19 protein-coding genes are annotated in these 19,706 nt (G+C 34.8%); 7 read left to right on the top strand and 12 right to left on the bottom strand.

Annotated elements, in window-relative coordinates:
• Positions 1–210 precede the first annotated feature (210 nt).
• Positions 211–645, top strand: a complete 435-nt coding sequence (locus DFR80_RS07480) for a DNA starvation/stationary phase protection protein (RefSeq protein WP_114489612.1) — start codon at positions 211–213, stop codon at positions 643–645.
• Positions 646–742: 97 nt separating this feature from the next.
• Here DFR80_RS07480 and DFR80_RS07475 read toward each other — a convergent pair whose 3' ends face one another.
• From DFR80_RS07475 to DFR80_RS07425, 12 genes are all read right to left on the bottom strand, one after another.
• Entirely contained in the window at positions 743–1,282 is a 540-nt protein-coding gene (locus DFR80_RS07475) for a hypothetical protein (RefSeq protein ID WP_114489611.1), read from the bottom strand.
• 70 nt (positions 1,283–1,352) lie between these two features.
• Positions 1,353–1,628, bottom strand: coding sequence for a metal-sensitive transcriptional regulator (locus DFR80_RS07470; protein WP_076545389.1), 276 nt, complete (start codon positions 1,626–1,628; stop codon positions 1,353–1,355).
• 111 nt (positions 1,629–1,739) lie between these two features.
• Positions 1,740–4,226, bottom strand: a complete 2,487-nt coding sequence (locus DFR80_RS07465) for a heavy metal translocating P-type ATPase (protein WP_114489610.1) — start codon at positions 4,224–4,226, stop codon at positions 1,740–1,742.
• A 74-nt stretch (positions 4,227–4,300) separates the two neighbouring features.
• A complete protein-coding gene (locus tag DFR80_RS15470) occupies positions 4,301–4,432 on the bottom strand; it encodes an LDCC motif putative metal-binding protein (RefSeq protein WP_255417023.1) in 132 nt (43 codons plus the stop codon).
• Between the two features lie 145 nt (positions 4,433–4,577).
• A complete protein-coding gene (locus DFR80_RS07460) occupies positions 4,578–4,787 on the bottom strand; it encodes a heavy-metal-associated domain-containing protein (RefSeq protein ID WP_076545386.1) in 210 nt (69 codons plus the stop codon).
• 57 nt (positions 4,788–4,844) lie between these two features.
• Entirely contained in the window at positions 4,845–5,321 is a 477-nt protein-coding gene (locus tag DFR80_RS07455) for a class I SAM-dependent methyltransferase (RefSeq protein WP_114489609.1), read from the bottom strand.
• Between the two features lie 137 nt (positions 5,322–5,458).
• Complete coding sequence (locus tag DFR80_RS07450; RefSeq protein WP_076545384.1) at positions 5,459–6,127, bottom strand: Crp/Fnr family transcriptional regulator; 669 nt, start codon at positions 6,125–6,127, stop codon at positions 5,459–5,461.
• Between the two features lie 93 nt (positions 6,128–6,220).
• Positions 6,221–6,436: a cation transporter gene (locus DFR80_RS07445; protein ID WP_076545383.1), complete on the bottom strand. Its 216-nt coding sequence runs from the start codon at positions 6,434–6,436 to the stop codon at positions 6,221–6,223.
• Between the two features lie 85 nt (positions 6,437–6,521).
• Positions 6,522–8,363 carry a cation-translocating P-type ATPase gene (locus tag DFR80_RS07440; protein WP_114489608.1) on the bottom strand — a complete coding sequence of 614 codons (1,842 nt, stop codon included), beginning with the start codon at positions 8,361–8,363 and terminating at the stop codon, positions 6,522–6,524.
• A 181-nt stretch (positions 8,364–8,544) separates the two neighbouring features.
• A complete protein-coding gene (locus DFR80_RS07435; protein WP_076545381.1) occupies positions 8,545–10,479 on the bottom strand; it encodes a copper-translocating P-type ATPase in 1,935 nt (644 codons plus the stop codon).
• A gap of 105 nt (positions 10,480–10,584) precedes the next feature.
• A complete protein-coding gene (locus DFR80_RS07430) occupies positions 10,585–11,793 on the bottom strand; it encodes a permease (RefSeq protein ID WP_076545380.1) in 1,209 nt (402 codons plus the stop codon).
• Between the two features lie 98 nt (positions 11,794–11,891).
• Positions 11,892–12,341: an Rrf2 family transcriptional regulator gene (locus tag DFR80_RS07425; protein ID WP_076545379.1), complete on the bottom strand. Its 450-nt coding sequence runs from the start codon at positions 12,339–12,341 to the stop codon at positions 11,892–11,894.
• Positions 12,342–12,531: 190 nt separating this feature from the next.
• Between DFR80_RS07425 and DFR80_RS07420 the strand changes: the two genes are divergently transcribed.
• From DFR80_RS07420 to DFR80_RS07395, 6 genes are all read left to right on the top strand, one after another.
• Positions 12,532–13,323, top strand: coding sequence for an ABC transporter ATP-binding protein (locus tag DFR80_RS07420; RefSeq protein ID WP_114489607.1), 792 nt, complete (start codon positions 12,532–12,534; stop codon positions 13,321–13,323).
• A complete protein-coding gene (locus tag DFR80_RS07415; RefSeq protein WP_076546252.1) occupies positions 13,304–14,062 on the top strand; it encodes an ABC transporter permease in 759 nt (252 codons plus the stop codon). Before DFR80_RS07420 ends, DFR80_RS07415 begins: the two co-directional genes overlap by 20 nt.
• A 117-nt stretch (positions 14,063–14,179) precedes the next feature.
• Positions 14,180–15,184, top strand: coding sequence for an aliphatic sulfonate ABC transporter substrate-binding protein (locus DFR80_RS07410; protein ID WP_076546253.1), 1,005 nt, complete (start codon positions 14,180–14,182; stop codon positions 15,182–15,184).
• Positions 15,185–15,251: 67 nt separating this feature from the next.
• On the top strand, positions 15,252–16,169 hold the full coding sequence (gene cysK, locus DFR80_RS07405) for a cysteine synthase A (protein ID WP_076546254.1): 918 nt from the start codon (positions 15,252–15,254) through the stop codon (positions 16,167–16,169).
• 328 nt (positions 16,170–16,497) lie between these two features.
• Complete coding sequence (locus tag DFR80_RS07400) at positions 16,498–17,757, top strand: YeeE/YedE family protein (protein WP_076546255.1); 1,260 nt, start codon at positions 16,498–16,500, stop codon at positions 17,755–17,757.
• Positions 17,758–17,838: 81 nt separating this feature from the next.
• The gene (locus DFR80_RS07395) at positions 17,839–19,536 is read left to right on the top strand and encodes an FAD-dependent oxidoreductase (RefSeq protein ID WP_076546256.1); all 1,698 of its coding nucleotides are present in this window, start codon (positions 17,839–17,841) and stop codon (positions 19,534–19,536) included.
• The last annotated feature ends 170 nt before the right edge of the window (positions 19,537–19,706 follow it).

The raw sequence follows: 19,706 nt of genomic DNA, 5'->3' as shown, positions 1-19,706 counted from the left end.
CAGAGAAAAGTTAAGTTTTAGTATCTAGAAATACTAAAGGTACAGGCTATTTTAAAAAAATCAAAAAAACCGTGCATTGCAACTTGCAATTCACCCAATTAGAAAACATTCTAATAATCCCTTGACAATTTAATTCAAATCACTTATTATATTTATAGAACTTAATAGTAATGATTACTATTACTAATAATTTAACAGGAGGAATTAATAATGAAAGATTACAAGAAAATGAACACCTATTTAGCAAACTTAGCAGTTTTAAACACAAAGTTACACAATTTACACTGGAATGTTGAGGGTAAACAGTTTATGCAGGTTCACAACTTTACTGAGGAACTCTATGATGATTTCTTTGAAAAGTATGATGAAGTGGCAGAAATCATGAAAATGAAAGGTGAATTTCCACTGGTAAAGCTGAATGAATATCAGGAAGCTGCGACAGTTGAAGAGTTGGATTCCAAAAAATATGGTGTAGATGAAGTATTAAATGAAGTTTTGGCTGATTTAAAAGAAATGAAAGAATTAGCAACAGAAATTAGAAATGATGCTGATCAAGCCGGTGACTTCGAAGTTGTTGGGGCCTTTGAAGATCATGTAGCAGGCTACAGTCAGAATATCTGGTTTGTAAGATCAATTTTAGCATAAATAATATTATAACTTGAAATAACAAAGCCAGGGAATATTCCCTGGCTTTTTCTGTCTTTATAGCTAATCAAAAATATTTTATTAGCCTTGATTAAATTTAATTTCTAATTTCTATACTCCCGGTCACTTCACTATCATCAGTTATTTCTGCTGATTCCTGGTATTCCTCACCTGCATAATAGATGTTACCCTCAACTGTTCCATTATAAAGTGTAAATCCATCTGCCTCTACAATAATATCTCCTACAAATGTTCCTGCCTGAAATCTTGTGTTCGGGCTTTTAATAATCATTTCAGGAGCTGTAATAGTATATCTATCTGTTATATTACGTTCATCATCCTGAGCATAGGCTGCGATTTTTCTATAGAGATCATTTTCTGAATTACCACCATTGTGGAATTCTCCTGCAACTGTTATTGTTTCTTCAAAAGTTAAATCATTCAATGTTGCAATAATCCAGCTGCCGTTAGAACCAATTGCCTCCCTAAAGGCTGCTTCTTCACTTACAATTGAGGCTGTAGTTACTGTATCAGCAGCCTGTTCTTCTTCAGCTGCCTGCTCAGAGCCACCAGAACATGCTGCAAGACCAAAAAGTGATAAAAGAACAATCAAAATTAGTATTACTTTTTTCTTCATCTGATATTACCTCCTAAAAAAATTATAACTTAGTTATATTTTAAGCAAGTTTTTAAAACTAATCTAATTGTCAGTCAGTAAACTTAGCCAGAACTTCCATTAACTCATCAATAACTTCATCGCCTTCCTCATTTTTTACCGCTCGCTGAACACATCCGTGTACATGTTTATCTAAAATTTTAATTCCAACCTTTTTCAATCCGCCCTGAACAGCATTAATCTGATGCAAAATATCAACACAATATTTTTCTTCATCTACCATTCTCTGCAGACCCCGAACCTGACCCTCTATTCTTTTAAGACGGGTAATTAAGTCTTTTCTGTCTAATTCGCATAATGAATTCATAAAAATCCTCCTCATATAATATAATTAGCGATATTAAAATATTTAAAAGATAAATTTGATTAAATAATTCCAGCCGATCAATATTAAGCTGGAATTATTATTTTAATCATTTTATTTGTAATCTGCCTGAACATTTTCTCTTCTTAATAAGTTAGCATTTGTAACTACACTAATTGAACTTGTAGCCATTGCCATCTCAGCAATCACAGGATGTAATAATCCCAGAATAGCTACTGGAATTGCAATTAAATTATAGAAGAAAGCCCAGAAAAGATTCTGCTTGATCTTCTTAAAAGTTGCCCGAGAAAGTTTTACAGCAGTGATTACAGATGATAAGTCACCGCGTACAAGGGTAATATCAGAAGATTCAATTGCAATATCTGTACCAGTACCGATTGCGATTCCAACATTGGCCTGAGTTAGTGCTGGTGCATCATTAATTCCATCGCCAACCATGGCAATAATTCCAAATTTAGACTGCAGTTCTTTCACCTTATCTACCTTGCCATCGGGCATAACTTCTGCCACTACATGATCGATACCTACCTCTCTAGCAATAGCTTCAGCAGTTCTTTTATTATCACCGGTAATCATTGCTGTTTTAAGTCCTAACTTTTTCAATTCTGCAATTGCCTTAACAGAATCTTCTTTTAAAGCATCTGCTACAGCAACAATACCCAGCATCTTACCATCTGCAGCAGCAAGCATTGCTGTTTTTGCCTCATTCTCCAGCCTTTTTAGTTCATCTTCAAAAGCGGCTGTATCAATTCCAGCTTCTTCCATCAATTTTCTGCTACCAACAAGTACTTCTTTACTATCAACTTCAGCTTTTACACCTTTACCAGTAACAGCATTAAAATTAGTAATTCTTCTTACTTCGATTCCTCTATCTTTAGCACCACGAACAATTGCTTCGCCCAGTGGATGTTCAGAACCGGCTTCTACGCTTGCAGCCAGCTGCAATAATTTATCCTGACTGCTGTTTTCTGCCGCAATTAAATCGGTCACTTCTGGTTTACCTTTAGTAATAGTACCAGTTTTGTCAAAGACAATAGTATGCACATCTTTCATTGTCTGAATAGCCTCTCCTTTACGGATTAAGACTCCGTTTTCAGCTCCAATACCGCTTCCAACCATTAAAGCAGTTGGTGTTGCAAGTCCTAAGGCACAGGGACAGGCAATAACTAATACAGCTATTGTAGCGAAAATTGCCAGAGTAACTGTTCCCAATTCAGGACTAACCCAGGGTAAGAAACTCTGAGCCCAGAAGCCAACCTCTCTAAAAGCATCAGGAAAAATCAGCCACGAAACAAAAGTAAGAGCTGCTATAATTAGAACAGTCGGTACAAAAATACCTGTTATTTTATCAGCAAATTCCTGAATGGGAACTTTTGTACCCTGAGCTTCTTCAACCATTTTAACTACCTGAGAAAGGAAAGTATCTTTACCAACTTTAGTAGCCTTAACCTTTATCAAACCATTCTGATTTACAGTTGCACCAATAACTTCGTCTCCCACTTTTCTTTCCACTGGCATTGATTCTCCTGTTGCCATTGATTCATCGACAGAAGTTTTCCCTTCTACAATTTCACCATCAGTCGGAATTTTTTCTCCCGGTTTGACCAGCATTATGTCTCCAGGCTGTACATCCTCTATTGCAACTTCTTTTTCTTCACCCTTTTCTATAATTGTTGCTGTCTTAGCTCCAAGTTCAAGTAATTTTCTAATCGCCTGGGAAGCTCTACCTTTAGCAGTCTCTTCTATATAACGTCCGGTCAAATGGAAAGCCATAATCATTGCTGAAACTCCGGCATAATTAGCAATCGGGGTAAAAAATACAGCCGGACCAGTAATAAAAGCAGCTCCAGTCCCCATTGCAATTAAAACATCCATATTGGCACTACCGTGACTAACTGCTCTGTAGGCAGTAACAAAAGTTTTACGACCAAAAATAAAAAGTGGTGGTATAGCTAAAACAATCATTCCTAAATTAAAAATCGTCATATTTGGCCAGGCAACTCCAAAAAACATCTCGGGAATCATCCAGAGCATAATTGGAATCGTAAAGGCCCAGGTACCCCACATTTTCTTTTTCGCTTCTTTTACTTTTCTCATGTCATCACTTAACTCATCTTCAGCACCTTCAGCAGAATTTTCTGCTTCCTCATCTTCAAAACGGCTGAGTTCATAACCAGAATTTTTTACAATCTCACGAAAATCATTTTTGCTTAAAACCTCTGGATCGTATTCTACTGTTCCTTTTTCTGTAGCAATATTTACATTAGCTCCATAAACACCTTCACTTTTATTTAAAGCTTTTTCAACAGCTGCTGAACAACTAGCACATGTCATGCCATCGATCCCAAAACTAACTTTTGTCTTTTCTTCTTTAACACCATAACCTGTATTTTTTACTATCTCTATTAATTTTTCTCTACTGCTTTTGTCAGGGTTAAAAGTAACATATGCCTTTTCAGCAGCAAAATTAACCTGTGCCTCTTTTACTCCGACAGCCTTATTTAAAGCTTTTTCTACTGTCTGAGCACAGCTGGCACAACTCATATCTGTTATCTTTAAAGTTATTTTCTTATCTGCCATGATATTCGCACCTCCATAATTATTGTTTCAAATCATTCTATTTTAAAAACCTTTAATCAGTTTTAAATTTAAGATTATTTTCCATTTTCTTTTTTTGTTTTTCCATCTCCACAGCAATCTGGAACATCATTTCCATACTGTTTCTCATTTGCTGAAGCCAGTTTATCAACAAACTTTTGCCACCAGCCTTTTTTATTTTTTCCCATAATATTTCCTCCTAAAGCATAACCTTTTTTTAATTAATTACTCTCTTTATTGTCGGCTGAAAAGAAGATATTTTTTCAAAATAAGAATTTAAAATTTTATTTGTTATACCCCTTACATGTATATTGAAATTAAAAATTTTTAAATTTACACAGTCTTTATATAATTATAGCCAGCTTCTTCAACAGCCGCTTTAAATTCGCTTTCTGCAACTTCCTTTTCCAATTCTACAACTGCTTCTCCTTTATCAGAATCAGCTGTTGCCGAAATAACACCATCAATCTTTTCTAATTCTTCTTTAGTATGCATTTCACAGTGCCCACAGGACATTCCTTCTATAATAATTGTTTTTTTCACTTTTTAACATCTCCTTTTTATACTTTATACGTGTAAGGGGTATAATTAATAATAGCATTACATATTCTTTTTGTCAAGTTTAATTTTTTTTTTTAGTTCAATTTCTTTTACAATATCAGACATCAGATTATTAACTTCGACCAATTCCAGACCCGCCTTTTTTATATTTTCTATTGTTCTGCGATTAATGTTAGCCCCCCAAGTGTAAAGGCTGACCCAGTTAAACCAGTCCATAAGTTTTCCTACCATTTTATTCTGGCTCCGCATATGCTCAAGCATCAAGATTCGACCATCTTCTTTTAAAACTCTTTTTAACTCTTTTAACCCCTTAATCGGATCTGGAACCGAACAGAATACACAGCTTGTAACAATTAAATCAAAGTAATTATCTTCAAATCTTAAATTTTGAATATCCATCTGCCAGAGATTTTCCCGCCAATCCCCCATTTTACCTTTTTCCATAAAATATTCCAGAGAATCATAAACAGGAGCAACTCTGTTATATCTTTTTTTAATTTTATTCTTATTACCCATAATTAATTCTCCTTTTTAAATACTACATACCCCTATTTAGTATCTTAAGTATAGTATAACACTCAGGATTAGTTCTGTCAAAAAAATATGCTTATTCCGCCCGGAACAAGCATAATAAGAATTGCTAAACAATTAATTTAATTATTTTTAATTAAAATTTTCTTTTGTCCCTGTAATAAAATCAGTCCTTCTTTCTGCAGTTCTGACAATTTTCTACTTAATGTTTCCTGAGTTGTTCCAATTAAATTTGCCAGTCCTTCTCGACTCAGGGGTAAATTTATTAAAATTCCATTATCTTTTTCTATACCACTTTCTCTGGCAAGTTCCAGCAGCAGCCGCATAGTTTTTTCTTTTGCATCTTCAAGAGCCAGAGACTGCAGTTTGTTTTCTGTTTTATTTAGCCGGCTGGTAATTGCTGATAAGAGTTTATAGGAAAGTTCTGGAGATGATTTAATTAATTTCTCAATTTCAGCTTTCGGAAGCAGACAAATATTACAGTCGCCAACCGCTTCTGCACTACTGCTTAACTTTTCTTCCTTAAATAAAACCAGTTCTCCAAAAAAATCTCCTTCATTTAGTAGTCTTAATATATACTGATTCCCCTCTTCATTACTTCTATATAATTTAACCAGGCCGGACTCAATAATATAAATATTTTTTCCAAGCTCTCCTTCCAGATAGATTAATTCACCTTTTTTAAATTTTTTCTGTTTAACCAGATTATTTAATTTAGCTATTTTATCATGATCCAGATCAGAAAAAATTGGTACTTTTCTCACACATGATTCGTGCTCACATTTTTCCATACTATCACCCTTTAATATTAATTAGGTACCTGCTTTCTCCATTTATTATAACTTTATAGTATAATTTGGGCGAAAACAGATACCCTTTATTATCTATTTAGTCCTTTCTACCTTATATCCTGTTTTTGCAACCGCTTTTTTTAAATCTGCTACTTCTATTTTTTCTGAATCGTATTCTACATTAGCTTTACTGGTTGTATAATGAACATCAGCTTTTTTGACTCCCTCAGTTTTATTTAAAACCTGTTCTATTTTATTTGCACAGTCAGGACAGCTCAGTTCTTCTAAATAAAGTTTAATTTTTTTCATTTTTATTACCTCCAAATTTTATATTATGGTTATTCCTAAAATATTTCTTAAGCCTAATTTCTTTAATTAACTTAAACTTTCATTTTTAATCAATACTATATCTTAATAAACGCATAGCATTAAAAATTACAATTAAAACACTTAACTCGTGAACCAGCATTCCGGAAGCCAAAAATACTTTCTGACCTAAAACCCCTGCCAGCAGAGCAAAAACTACCAGAACAGCAAAGGCTACATTCTGCTTTATATTTCTATTTGCGGCTTTACTCAGGCCTACTGCATAAGGTAATTTGTCTAAATTATCTGCCATCAGAGTAATATCTGCTGTATCAATTGCAGCATCTGTACCGGCTGCTCCCATGGCTATCCCAATATCGGCTGTTACTAAAGATGGGGTATCATTAATTCCGTCTCCTACCATGGCAACTTTATAACCTTCTTTTTGATATTCTTCTACTGCTTTTACCTTGTCTTCAGGTAACAATTCTGCTTTATAGCCGTCAAGATTCAGTTCTTCAGCCACAGATTCTGCGATTCTTTCATTATCTCCAGTTAACATTACAACTTTTTTGATACCAACCCGCTTTAATTTTTCTGCTATCTGATAGGCATTTTCTCTTGGTCGGTCAGCAATAGAAATTAAAGCTATAATTTTCTCAGCCTCTGAGACAACTACAACTGTTCTACCCTGTTTTTCTAATTTATTCTTCTTTCTTTCAATTTTTTCTGGAATTTTAATTCCCTGCTCTTTAAATAATCTGCTGTTTCCAATCATAATTTCTCTGCCATCGATTCTGGCAGTTACACCTTTACCAGTATGAGTTTCAAAACTAACTGGAGATTTAACGCTTTCTTTCAGTTCAGCTTCTGCTTTATTCTTGATGGCCCGGGCCAGGTGGTGCTCAGAATTAAATTCAGCTGCTGCAGCCAGTCTTAAAACCTCAGACTCACTTTTAGCATAAGTTATAATCTGATCAACTTCTGCTTCCCCTTTACTTAAAGTTCCAGTCTTATCAAAAGCAAGCAGATCAATCTCACCTGATTTCTCTAAGTACTCACCTCCTTTGATCAAAATTCCATTTTTGGCGCCATTACCAATTCCAGCTACAATAGAAATCGGGGTTGAGATAACAAGTGCTCCCGGACAGCCGATAACCAGTAAAGTTAGAGAAAGTCTGATACTGCCGCTGATAAAATAAGAAATTACTGAAAGCAGTATAATTCCCGGAGTGTAATACTTAGAAAAACGCTCCATTAATTTTTGAGTTGGGGCTTTTTCTTCCTGAGCTTCCTCCACCAGTTCTATAATTTTTCCAAAAGTAGTGTCATCTCCTACTTTTTCAGTTTTTATTTCCAAATATCCATTCTGATTAATGGTTCCACTAAACACCTCATCTCCCTTTTCCTTACGTACAGGTACTGATTCACCAGTAATGGCCGCCTGATTAATCTCACTCTCACCTTTAATTACAGTACCATCGACAGGTATTTTTTCTCCAGGTCTAACAATTACTTCCTCCTCAATCTCTACTTCCTCTGCCGCAATTTCCTTTTCTTTACCATCTCTAATCACTGTAGCCAAATTTGGTGCCAGATCCATTAAATTTCTAATTGCATTTCTCGCCTTAGCTGTTGTTCGGCTTTCTAAATAGGAACCAAAGGCAAAGAGAAAGGTAACAGCTGCAGCTTCCCAGTATTCTCCTATAATTACTGCCCCTACTGCAGCAATTGTCACCAATAAATTAATACTAATTACCTTCATTTTTAAAGTATTATAGGCACTGATCGCTACCTGATAGCCAGCAATAACCGCTGCAATTATCATAGCTGTCTTAAAAATTAGTGGATTATAATTTAAGAAATTGCTTAACCAGGCCAGTATAATTAAAATTCCTGATATAATAACTATTTTTAGTTTCTTTTTCATCTCGAACAACCTCCCTGTTTAATTTGTAAGACCAGTATAACTGTTTTTTAAAAGGTCAGCTATGATATAAATCATTTTTTACAAAAAAATCCCCAGCCAACTTCAAAATTTAAATCTGAAGTTAACTGGGGTTATGGATATTAATTAATATTCTTTTTTTATTTATCTATCCTGACTAAATTTAAAACTTGAGTAATTTGGCGTTAATAGCTACAATAACTGTACTCATTGACATCAGAATTGCACCCACAGCAGGAGAAATCATAATACCAAAACTGGCTAGAACCCCTGCAGCAAGTGGAATTGCAAAAGCATTATATCCTGTAGCCCAGAATAGATTTTGCAGCATCTTTTTGAAGGTTAAACTACCAAAGTCAATCAGTTTGAGTACATCAAGTGGATCACTTTCAACCAGAATTATATCTGCTGTTTCGGCAGCCACATCTGTACCAGAACCAATGGCTATTCCAATATCAGCTTTTGCCAGTGCTGGTGCATCATTAACTCCATCACCAGTCATTGCCACAAAATCACCCTCTGCCTGCAGTTCTTCCACTTTCTGCTGTTTCTGATCAGGTAGTACTTCAGCAAAGAAATCAGTCAGACCGAGTTCGTTACTTACATATTCTGCAGTTTTCTGATTATCTCCGGTCAGCATCTTAACTTTAATTCCTTTGTCCTTAAGTTTTTTGACAACCTCATAAGAACTTTCTCTAATCTGATCAGCCAGTCTAATCATCCCGACTAATTTGTCATTTTCTAACAGAAAAACTTCTGTAAATGGACCTTCCTTTAAAGCATCATTCGGTATTTCTATATTATTTTCTTCCAGATAACCTGGAGAAACGGCCTTCATATCAGTATTATTAATCTTTCCAATCACGCCTTTACCTTTCATTATTTCAAAATCATCAACCTTAAGCAGTTCAACTTCATCTGTTTTGGCTTTTTTTACTATTCCATTTGCAATGGGATGTTCTGATTCCTGCTCTAAAGAAGCTGCTTTCTGTAAAATCTCTTCTTTATTATAATCATCGGTAAAAGTCTCAACTGCTTCAACTCCAAATTCTCCTTCAGTTAAAGTACCTGTTTTATCAAATAAAACTGTATCTATTTTACGGGCATTCTCAAAAGCAGTTCTATTGCGAATCAACAGACCATTTTTGGCTGATAGGGTTGTAGACACAGCTACCACAAGTGGTATTGCAAGTCCAAGAGCATGGGGACAGGTTATAACCATTACTGTAGCCATCCGTTCAATTGAGAAAGCTAAATCTCCCGTAATATATAACCAGCTGCCAAAAGTAAGAGTACCAGCAGTAATCGCAATCAAAGTCAGCCAGAAAGCTGCTCTATCTGCAAAATTCTGAGTTTTAGATTTTGCTGCCTGAGATTCCTTTACCATCTCAATTACCTGAGATAAGTAACTATCCTCACCAGCCTTTTCAATTTTAATCTTAATTGAACTATCCCCATTAACTGAACCTCCAATGACTTCTTCATCTTTTCCTCTCTCAACAGGTTCTGACTCACCAGTTAACATTGATTCATCTATATAAGAATCTCCCTCATAGATTACACCATCAGCAGGGACTTTTTCGCCTGGTTTGACCAGAACCTGGTCTCCTTTTTTAAGCTCTTTTATCTTAACTTCCTTGACTTCTCCATTAACAATTTTATGTGCCTGATCAGGCATTAATTTTGCCAGTTCCTCTAAAGCCTGCGAAGCACCCATTACCGAGCGCATCTCTATCCAGTGTCCTAAAAGCATAATTACAATTAAAGTTGCCAGTTCCCAGAAGAAAAATCTACCTTCCAGGCCAAATACAACCGCTCCACTGTAAAAATAAGCGACAGAAATTGCCAGAGCAATTAAAGTCATCATCCCTGGATTTTTATCACTCAACTCATCTTTAAGCCCTGTTAAAAAAGGCCAGCCACCATAGAAAAACATAACGGTAGAAAGTAAAAATAACAAATATTTACTACCTGTAAATTCCAGTGTATAACCAAAAAAGCTTTGAATCATAGGTGAAAGTACTAAAATCGGTGCAGTTATCAGCAAAGATATTTTAAAGCGTTTTTTAAAATCTTCAAGCATTTTCTGATGATCCATTTTTAATACCTCCTCATTCAACTATACCCCTGTCATGTATCTTAATCATAGTATAACACTCGGAATTGTTTGAGTCAAATCTGTCAAAAGATAAAATAACTCAATTTATAACAAAAAATTTATGATTAAACCCAAAAATAAAACCGCAATAAAGGTAAAAGCAATGAGCTTTTTAAATTTTCCATTCCCTTCCATCTCCATTTCGTTTGCTGAATCGCTGTGATGTTTATTAAACTTCTTTCTGAGAAAAACTAGCCATCCAGCCAGAAAAGCAAAAAACACATTTAAATAAAAAGTATAATCTATTTTAAAACGAGCAACTTCACTTACAACTCTCCCGCTGTCGGGCAATATATTGAAAACATCAAAGATTCCATTTAAGATAAGGGCTGTAAAAACAATGCTAATATACATAATTACAGCTATATAGAAAGCTACTTTTTTGCCATAATATTTAATATTTACTGCTACTAAGGGGGGGACCATCAAATCCGAATAAATAAAGCCCATTATTCCTGCAAATAAAACTCCATTATTATTCAAAATTGTAGCAAGTGGAATATTTCCCATAGAACCTATAAAAGTTAAGGCAGCAACAAAGGGAGCTACCATAGCATTTTCAACTGCTACAAGCCAGTCAGGCAGGGAGCCGGAAAGTTCAATCAAAAATATTTTATTCCATACTTCCGTTGGTACAAATACTGCCACAAAACCAGCTACAGTAAAACCAATTAAAATTTCTTCCCAGACCATTTCCCACTCACTTACAAAACTATTACCAACCATTCTCCAACCTTTTTTACTTTTCAATCTCTCTTTCCAGTTAAAATCTTCTTTAATATCAGGGCCTTCTTTTTCAACCTTCTTTCTGGCCTGTTTTAACCATTTTTGGGGATATGTTAGTTTAAATAAAATACTGCTGATAATAATTAAAACTAGACCACCAATAATTTCTGCCGCTAAAAATTCCCATCCCAGAAAAATAAAAATTAAAATTCCAAGCTCTATCACAAGATTGGTAGAAGCAAACATAAAAGCAACAGCAGCTATAAAATTTGCTCCTTTTTTTACCAGAGCCCTTGCAGCTGCAAGAGCTGCAAAAGAGCAGGAAGAAGATGCTGCTCCAAAAATAGTAGATAGAGATATACTTTTAAAATTAGCTTCTCCCATATAACGGGTCAATTTCTCTTTCGGTATAAATGTCTGAATCATAGAGCTGATAAAATAACCTAAAATAAATGCCCAGGCAGATTTCCAGAAAAAGCCGAACGCTGTAATAGTTGCCTCTCCGTATAAGCTTAAGAATTCACCCATTATAACACCCTTTCATTTTTTATATTTATTTTTACTGAGGAATCTAGCCAGCTATAAATTTTTAAGCCTAATTTTTAATTTTTTCTCCTTAAGTTCAATTAAATATAATACATATGACCCTCACTTTTTTCTTTTTGCACTTCGCGAATTCTCTGTTTTAAATCAGCAAGGGTAATCGATTCCATTAAGTTATGCATACCTCTCTCCAGTCTTTGCCAGATCTCTTGAGAAACAGTCTTAAAAACTACTTCCTCACTCTGGTCATCCTGAATTTGAACTTCGGGAGCTATTTTCCCCTCTAATATATTCAAAATATCTGCCAGACTAATTTTTTCCGGTGGTCGATTTAATAAATATCCACCATGAGCTCCTCTGACACTTCTAATTAAACCGGCTTTTTTTAAATCAGCAAAAATTTGTTCTAAATATCTTTCTGAAATATTCTGTCTCTCTGATATTTCTCGCAGTGATACAGCTTCTGTGCCTGCATGGACTGCCAGGTCAATTAAAGCTCTGACCCCATATCTACCTTGAGTTGAAATTTCCATTTTATCAACACCTCACAATGCATTTTAAATGATAAATCTAAAGATTAATGTTTATTATTTTACTAATCTAATTTTACTATAGCAGGAAATTTATATCAAATTAGACTTGACAATTCGAAAAGAGAAATATATAATTTAAACAATATATACGTTAATTCCTATAGATTTAATGTAGATTAGGAGTGGTTAAATGAATTTACTTAATATTAAAGACGTTAATAAAAATTTCAAACAGGAAAATGGCAGGCAATTAGAAGTATTAAGAAATATTAATTTAAAAATTAAAGAAAAAGAATTTATTAGTTTTATTGGTCCTTCTGGATGTGGAAAATCAACACTTTTAAATATTTTAGCAGGACTAATTCCCGTTTCTTCGGGACAGGTAATGATAAAAAATAAAATGATTCAAAATCCTGGTAATGATAGGGTTATGGTTTTTCAGGAAGCTGCTCTTTTCCCCTGGCTTACAGTTATAGAAAATGTTCTTTTTGGATTAAAAATAAAAAAAATAGATAAAAAAAAGGCATACCAAAAAGCTTTAGAACAGTTAAAAGCAGTTCAGCTTGATGATTTTAAGGATTCTTATCCTCATCAGCTCTCTGGTGGGATGAAACAGAGGGTAGCAATTGCAAGATCACTGGTATTAGATCCAGAAATTTTGCTGATGGATGAACCCTTTGGTGCCCTGGATGAACAAAGCAGATTAATGCTCCACCGACAGTTAATAAAACTCTGGCAGAAAACAGAAAAAACTATTGTTTTTGTAACTCATAATATCAGAGAAGCAGTTAAACTTTCTGACCGAGTAATTGTTTTTGGCAGTAATCCTGGTAGAATTATAGAAGAATTTAGAATAGATATTCCACAGCCTCGTGATAGAGAAAACTCTGCTTTAATTAGAATTGAAAATAAAATTCTAGATTTACTTGAAGAAGAAATTGAAAGCCGGGGTGAAAATACTTATGAAAAAATTGCTACCTAAAACTATATTTATTTTATTAATTCTTGCCGTCTGGCAGTTTTTATTTCAGTTAAACATCTGGCCTGATTTTCTTTTTCCCTCTCCTGGAATGGTAACTTCCACCTTAATAGAAGGGTTTAAAGATGGAACTTTTACTTTTGCTATCACTGCCAGTTTTAAAAGACTGCTTATTGGTTACAGCCTCTCTCTTCTCTTTGGGCTGATGTTAGGAGTATTAATTGCCAGTTTTCAACTGGTTGAAGATACAATTGGACCATTTATACTTGCCCTGCAGAGTGTACCAAGTGTTGTCTGGCTTCCATTGGCACTACTCTGGTTTTCAATGGGAGAACGGGCAATAATTTTTGTTGTAGTTCTCGGTGGAACCTGGAATATGGTGATTAATGCCAGTACAGGTATTAAAAATGTACAGCCTGTTTTAATTAAAGCTGCTAAAACAATGGGAGTTAACAAAATACAGCTCTTCTGGAAGGTAATTTTGCCAGCAGCTATTCCTCATTTAATAACTGGAATGCGCCTCTCCTGGGCTTTTTCCTGGCGAGCATTAATGGCAGGAGAACTAATAGGAAGTGGTGATGGTCTGGGTCAGATCTTAATGTGGGGCAGAGATATGGGTAATATGAGTCTGGTTATTACAGTCATCTTGCTCATTGGTTCGATCGGCTATCTCACAGACAATTTTTTATTTAAAAAAGCAGAAAAAGTAGTTCTCAATCGCTGGGGATTAAATAGTAAATAAATTAAATTTCAATATTTTTTAGTTAAAATCACCAAAGCTCTATTTTGTATATTTTATTAATCACAACTTAGCAATCAAAATTCATTAAATATTATAGCTTAAAAGGAGAATTTCAAAATGAAAAAAAGAAATCTTAAAAACAGTATTTTAGTCCTGGTAATTTTTAGTTTATTATTTTTAGCAGCAGCTGGAACAACAGCCGCTTCCGACCTTGAGGAAATAACTATTGGTTATTTCCCCAATATTACTCATGCACCGGCAATCGTTGGAGTTAGTGAAAATATATTTGTAGAGCAGCTGAATGGAATTAAGATCAAAACTAAAATTTTTCCCAATGGATCTCTTTTCATGGATGCCTTAGCTACAAATCAAATTGATCTTGGTTATGTTGGACCCGGGCCAGCGATTAACCGCTATCTGCAGGGAGCAGATGTAAAAGCTCTGGCAAGTGCCAGCACAGGTGGAACAGTGTTGGTAACTCGAAAAGATTTTGAATATAATTCCGTAGAAGACTTAAAAAATAAAATTATAGCTACCCCTGCTCTGGGCTGTACGCATGATCTACTTTTTAGACAGTTAATTAAAGACAATAACTTAAATACAAATCGACGGGGAGGCAGCATTGATCACCGGGCTCAGAAACCAGCAACAATGGTTGGACTTTTTGCCACCAAACAGCTTGATGCAGCAGTTGTTTCCGAACCCTGGGCAGCACGGATGGAAGCAGATCTTGATTCTAAAGTGGTTGTTGACTGGAATCAGATGCCCTGGAACGGCAAATTGCCAGCAACCTTAGTTGTTTCAACTAGTGAATTTATTAAAAACAATCCAGAACTAATTGAAAATTTTCTTAAGGCTCATCAAAAAACAGTTGAGTATATAAACAATAATCCAGTTGAAAGCAGTAATATTATTCAGAAGCAAATTAAAGAAATAACCAGACAAAAATTATCTCTGGAAATAATAGAGCGTTCAATGAAGAGAACCAATATCACTTCTGAGCTTGATAGTTCTGTAGTTCAAAAACTGGCTGATCTTTCTGCAGAATTAGGTTTTATTAAGGGAGATTCTAATCTTGATGGATTTATTGATATCTCATATTTAAATAAAGTAACAAAATAAAAAATTTGTTATTACTCTATATTTTTGAAATAATATAGTTAATACTATAAAGTAAGGAAGGATAAAGATGAAGGTAGTAAATAAGATAACAGAATTAATTGGAGAAACTCCAGTTGTTAGATTACAAAAAATGGCCAGTAAAAACGATGCAGCTGTTTATGTTAAGTTAGAGTATTTTAATCCTAGCGGCAGTGTTAAAGACCGTCCTGCTTTAAATATGATTAAAGAAGCAGAAAAAGAAAATAAACTAAAAAAAGGTGGCACAATAATTGAGCCCACAAGTGGTAATACAGGGATTGGGCTGGCAATGATTGCCGCAGCCAACGGTTATAATTGTATTATAATTATGCCTGATAGTGCCTCACAGGAAAGAATAAAGATTTTAAAAGCTTATGGAGCTGAGGTAGTGCTTACTCCTGCCCAAAAGCTGATGCAGGGGGCTATCGATAAAGCTCATGAGCTGAAAAGAAAAATTAATAATTCTTTTATTCCCAATCAGTTTAAAAATCCAGCCAACCCAGCTGTTCATCAAAAAACAACCGCTTTAGAAATTTTAGAACAGATGAACGGCCAGCTGGATGCCTTTGTTGCCTCTGCCGGTACAGGTGGAACTATTTCCGGTACCGGAAATAAACTAAAAGAAAAACTACCTGAATTAAAAATTTATACTGTAGAATCAGAAAATTCTCGAGTTCTGGCCGGCGGTCAACCGGGACCTCATAAAATTCCTGGTACAGGACCTGGTTTTATTCCTCAAACACTGGATAGTACTATCTATGATAAAATTTATCATATTTCTGATTCTGAGGTAATAGAAACAACCAGAAAACTGGCAGCAGAAGAAGGCCTGCTTCTTGGACCTTCTTCTGGTGCAGCTGTCTGGACTGCACTAAAAGTAGCTAAAAATTTAGACCCCGAAAAAAAAGTGCTAGCTATCGCAGCCGACACCGGCCAGAGATACCTTGGAGGAGAATTTTTTAATTAAATATGCTCATTAAATAATAATAGAGCTTTTTTTCAATGCTGCAACAAATATTATTTACTTTAAAAAGAGACCAGTTATTAACTGGTCTCTTTTTCTATCTATAACATAAAGTTATCCAATATAAGATATTATTATTTTAGTATTGATAACAAATGATATATAATAATTTTAGAAGCTTTGTTTTGTGAATAATATTATAAATTAACTTAGAAGGAATTAAATTACTTACTTATTTTTTTGTCTTTATTTTTTGCTTTTATTTGCGAATTTTAGAACAAAGTTTAGGGGGTTTAAATTATTAATAATTAACAGGGAGGATGTTAAAAAAATGAAAAAAACAGAAAAAATTTTAGGATTTATAGCAATAATAATTGTTTTTGTTGCAGCAAAATTCTGGCTGAAAACCGATATTTTATTTTTTAGATTATTAGCTGGCTCAGGTTTCGGTTATGCTCTTGCCAGAGCTTATACTGGTTTTGCAGGGAGTGTAAATAGAGCTTACAGAACTGGGTCAACAAAATTAATGCGTACTTTAATGTTCATGTTTTTTATTACAGCTGTTTTAATGACAGCATTTTTATTTGGTAAAGATCCAGCAAGTTATAATCTCTGGATAAAACCGATCAACATTGGTTTAATGCTGGGGGGATTTTTATTTGGCTTTGGAATGTCTATTTCTGTCTGCTGTGCAAGTGGAGTACTTACAGATTTACCCCAGGCTCTTCCACGTGCATTTACAACTCTAGTTTTCTTTATGTTTGGAGTATTTATTGGTTTTCCAATCCAGAATACAGCCAGCTGGGTACAGGAATCCTGGTTTAGCTCTTATATTGGATACAGGACTATGGGAGGGGTCTTCTTACCTGACCTATTCCAGGGAGATGGTTTTGAAGGTTATTTAGGTGGATTACTTGCCCTTGGAGCACTTTGCCTTCTATTTACTATCTTATCTTATATGTATGAAAAACATAAGAAAAAAACAGGTGAGTACAGCGGCTTAGAAATTGAAAGAATCCAGGAAAATCTGCAACCAATTGACTTAAAGAATTTCAAATTATTTAGTTCAGATACATATTATCACTTATTTGAAAAACCCTGGACATTAAAACAGGGAGGCATAGCACTAGCAATTATTGTTACTATTCTAATGGGAGTAACTGGATATGGATGGGGTGTTTCTCAACCTTATGGTATCTGGTTTGGAAAAATATTAATGTTGTTTGGAGTTTCTGCTCAAAGTTTATCTGAATTTACTAAACTGTCAGCTGAGACTTTTGCTACTCCATTTTTTGAACACCAGATCTCAGTTCAAAACTTTGGTATTCTCGTTGGAGCAATAATTTATCTTTTAACTGCAGGTAAATTTATGGAGTTTTTCAATTCAGAACTTCATATCAGTAAAAAACAAGGGCTAATGTATGCTCTTGGAGGACTATCAATGGGATTTGGAACACGTCTTGCTCAGGGATGTAATGTTGGAGCCCTATATACACCAATTTCTAATTTCTCTCTTTCCGGCTGGGTCTTCCTTGTCTTTATGATTATCGGAGGAGTAATTAGTAATAAATTTAGCGAAAAAATTTATTAAAGTAAGCAACATACTCTTTCAGTCACTTTTTAATGGCTGAAAGAATGATTTATAATAAAAAATTTACAGGAGGAATATAATATGAGTAAAAGAGTTTTAATTGTTGGGGGAGTAGCTGGTGGAGCTGGTACAGCTGCTAGAGTAAGAAGACTGGATGAAGATGCAGAGGTAATTATGTTTGAACGAGGTTCTCATGTATCCTTTTCTAACTGTTCTTTACCTTACCACTTAAGTGGAATTGTTAGAGATTGTGATGATTTAGTCTTAATGTGTCCTTCAAAGTTTGCTGAACAGTATAATATCGATGCTCGTGTTAATAGTGAAGTAACAAAAATTAATAGAGAAGAAAAAACTATCGAAGTTAAAAATTTAGAAACTGGTGAAACATATACTGAAGCCTATGATAAATTAATGCTTTCTCCCGGTGCAAATCCAATCAGACCTGGAAGCATTAAGGGAGTAAATAATGAAAACGTCTTTACTATCCGCAATGTAGATGATATTGATCAATTAAATCAGTATGTTAAAAATAATAATGTAGAAAATGTTGCAGTTATTGGTGCGGGCTATATTGGAGTTGAAATCGCTGAAAACTTTATTCACTCTAATAAAAATGTAGCTTTAGTAGAAGCTATGGACCAGGTACTGCAGCCGCTAGATTTTGACATGGCTCAAATCCTCCAGAAAGAACTGCATGATAATGGAGTTAATATTGTTCTATCAGATCCACTAACTGAAGTAAATGATGACCATGTTATTTTAAAATCTGGCAAGAAAATTGATGCAGAAGCCGTTGTTTTAGCTATTGGTGTCAGCCCAGAAACCAAGTTGGCTGAAGATGCAGGCCTTAAAATTGGAGAAACAGGTGGAATTGAAGTAAATCACAACTATATGACAAGTGATCCTGACATTTATGCTGTTGGAGATGTGATCGAAGTTTATTCTAAGATTGCTCGCTCTAAAACAAGATTACCACTTGCTGGTCCTGCTCAGAGACAGGCTCGTGCTGCTGCAAACCATATGTACAATATTCCTAATAAAAATAATGGAGTAATTGGAACTTCAGTAATCAGAGCCTTTGATTACAATGCTGCTGCAACAGGTCTAAATGAGAAGCAGCTAAAAGATGCAGGAATTTCTTATGATTTTGTTTATGTAATCCCTACCGACAAAGTTGGTTTAATGCCAGATGCAAACCCGCTGCACTTTAAATTACTATATGAGGTGCCAACTGGAAAGGTATTGGGTGCTCAGGCAATTGGTAAGGGTAATGTGGATAAGAGAATTGATGTAATAGCAACAGCAATTTTATTTGATGCAACTGTAGAGGATTTAACAGAATCAGAATTGGCCTATGCTCCTCTATTCTCTACTCCAAGAAATGCAGTTAATCAGGCAAGTCTGGTTGCAACAAATATTATTAATAACCGCTATAATCAGGTCCCTGTTACAGAGGTCAGAGAATTAGTGGAAAATGATGCCTTTATCGTTGATGTCCGCGAAAAAGAAGAATATGAAATAGGTCATTTAGTTAACTCAGTTAATATTCCTTTAAGTGAGCTGAGAGAAAGAACTGATGAAATCCCTGAAGATCAGCCTGTTTACTTACACTGCCGTTCAGGTCAGAGAAGTTACAACGCTGTTCTAGCTTTACAGGGTAGAGGTTTTGATAATGTAATCAATATTTCTGGTTCCTTCCTTGGAATCTCCTGTTATGAATATTTCTTAGATCAGACAACTGATCGCGAAAAGATTGTAACAGAATATAATTTTGAGTAATTTTCATTGGTAGCCATCCCTTGAGAAATTATCCCAATTATCCCGGTGTCAGATAGTTAGTATCTAAAATTTAAAAGTAATGTCTGCTGAAAATTAATCGAGACTATCGGTACTCTATTTAGACCATCAAGGTTAACCTTGATGGTCTTTTAATCATTTATTCCAATTGA

The sequence above is a fragment of the Halanaerobium sp. ST460_2HS_T2 genome, from assembly GCF_003337665.1.
Lineage (GTDB): Bacteria > Bacillota > Halanaerobiia > Halanaerobiales > Halanaerobiaceae > Halanaerobium > Halanaerobium kushneri.
Note: the sequence above shows the minus strand (reverse complement) of the source record. Positions and strands in the feature narration are given on the sequence as shown.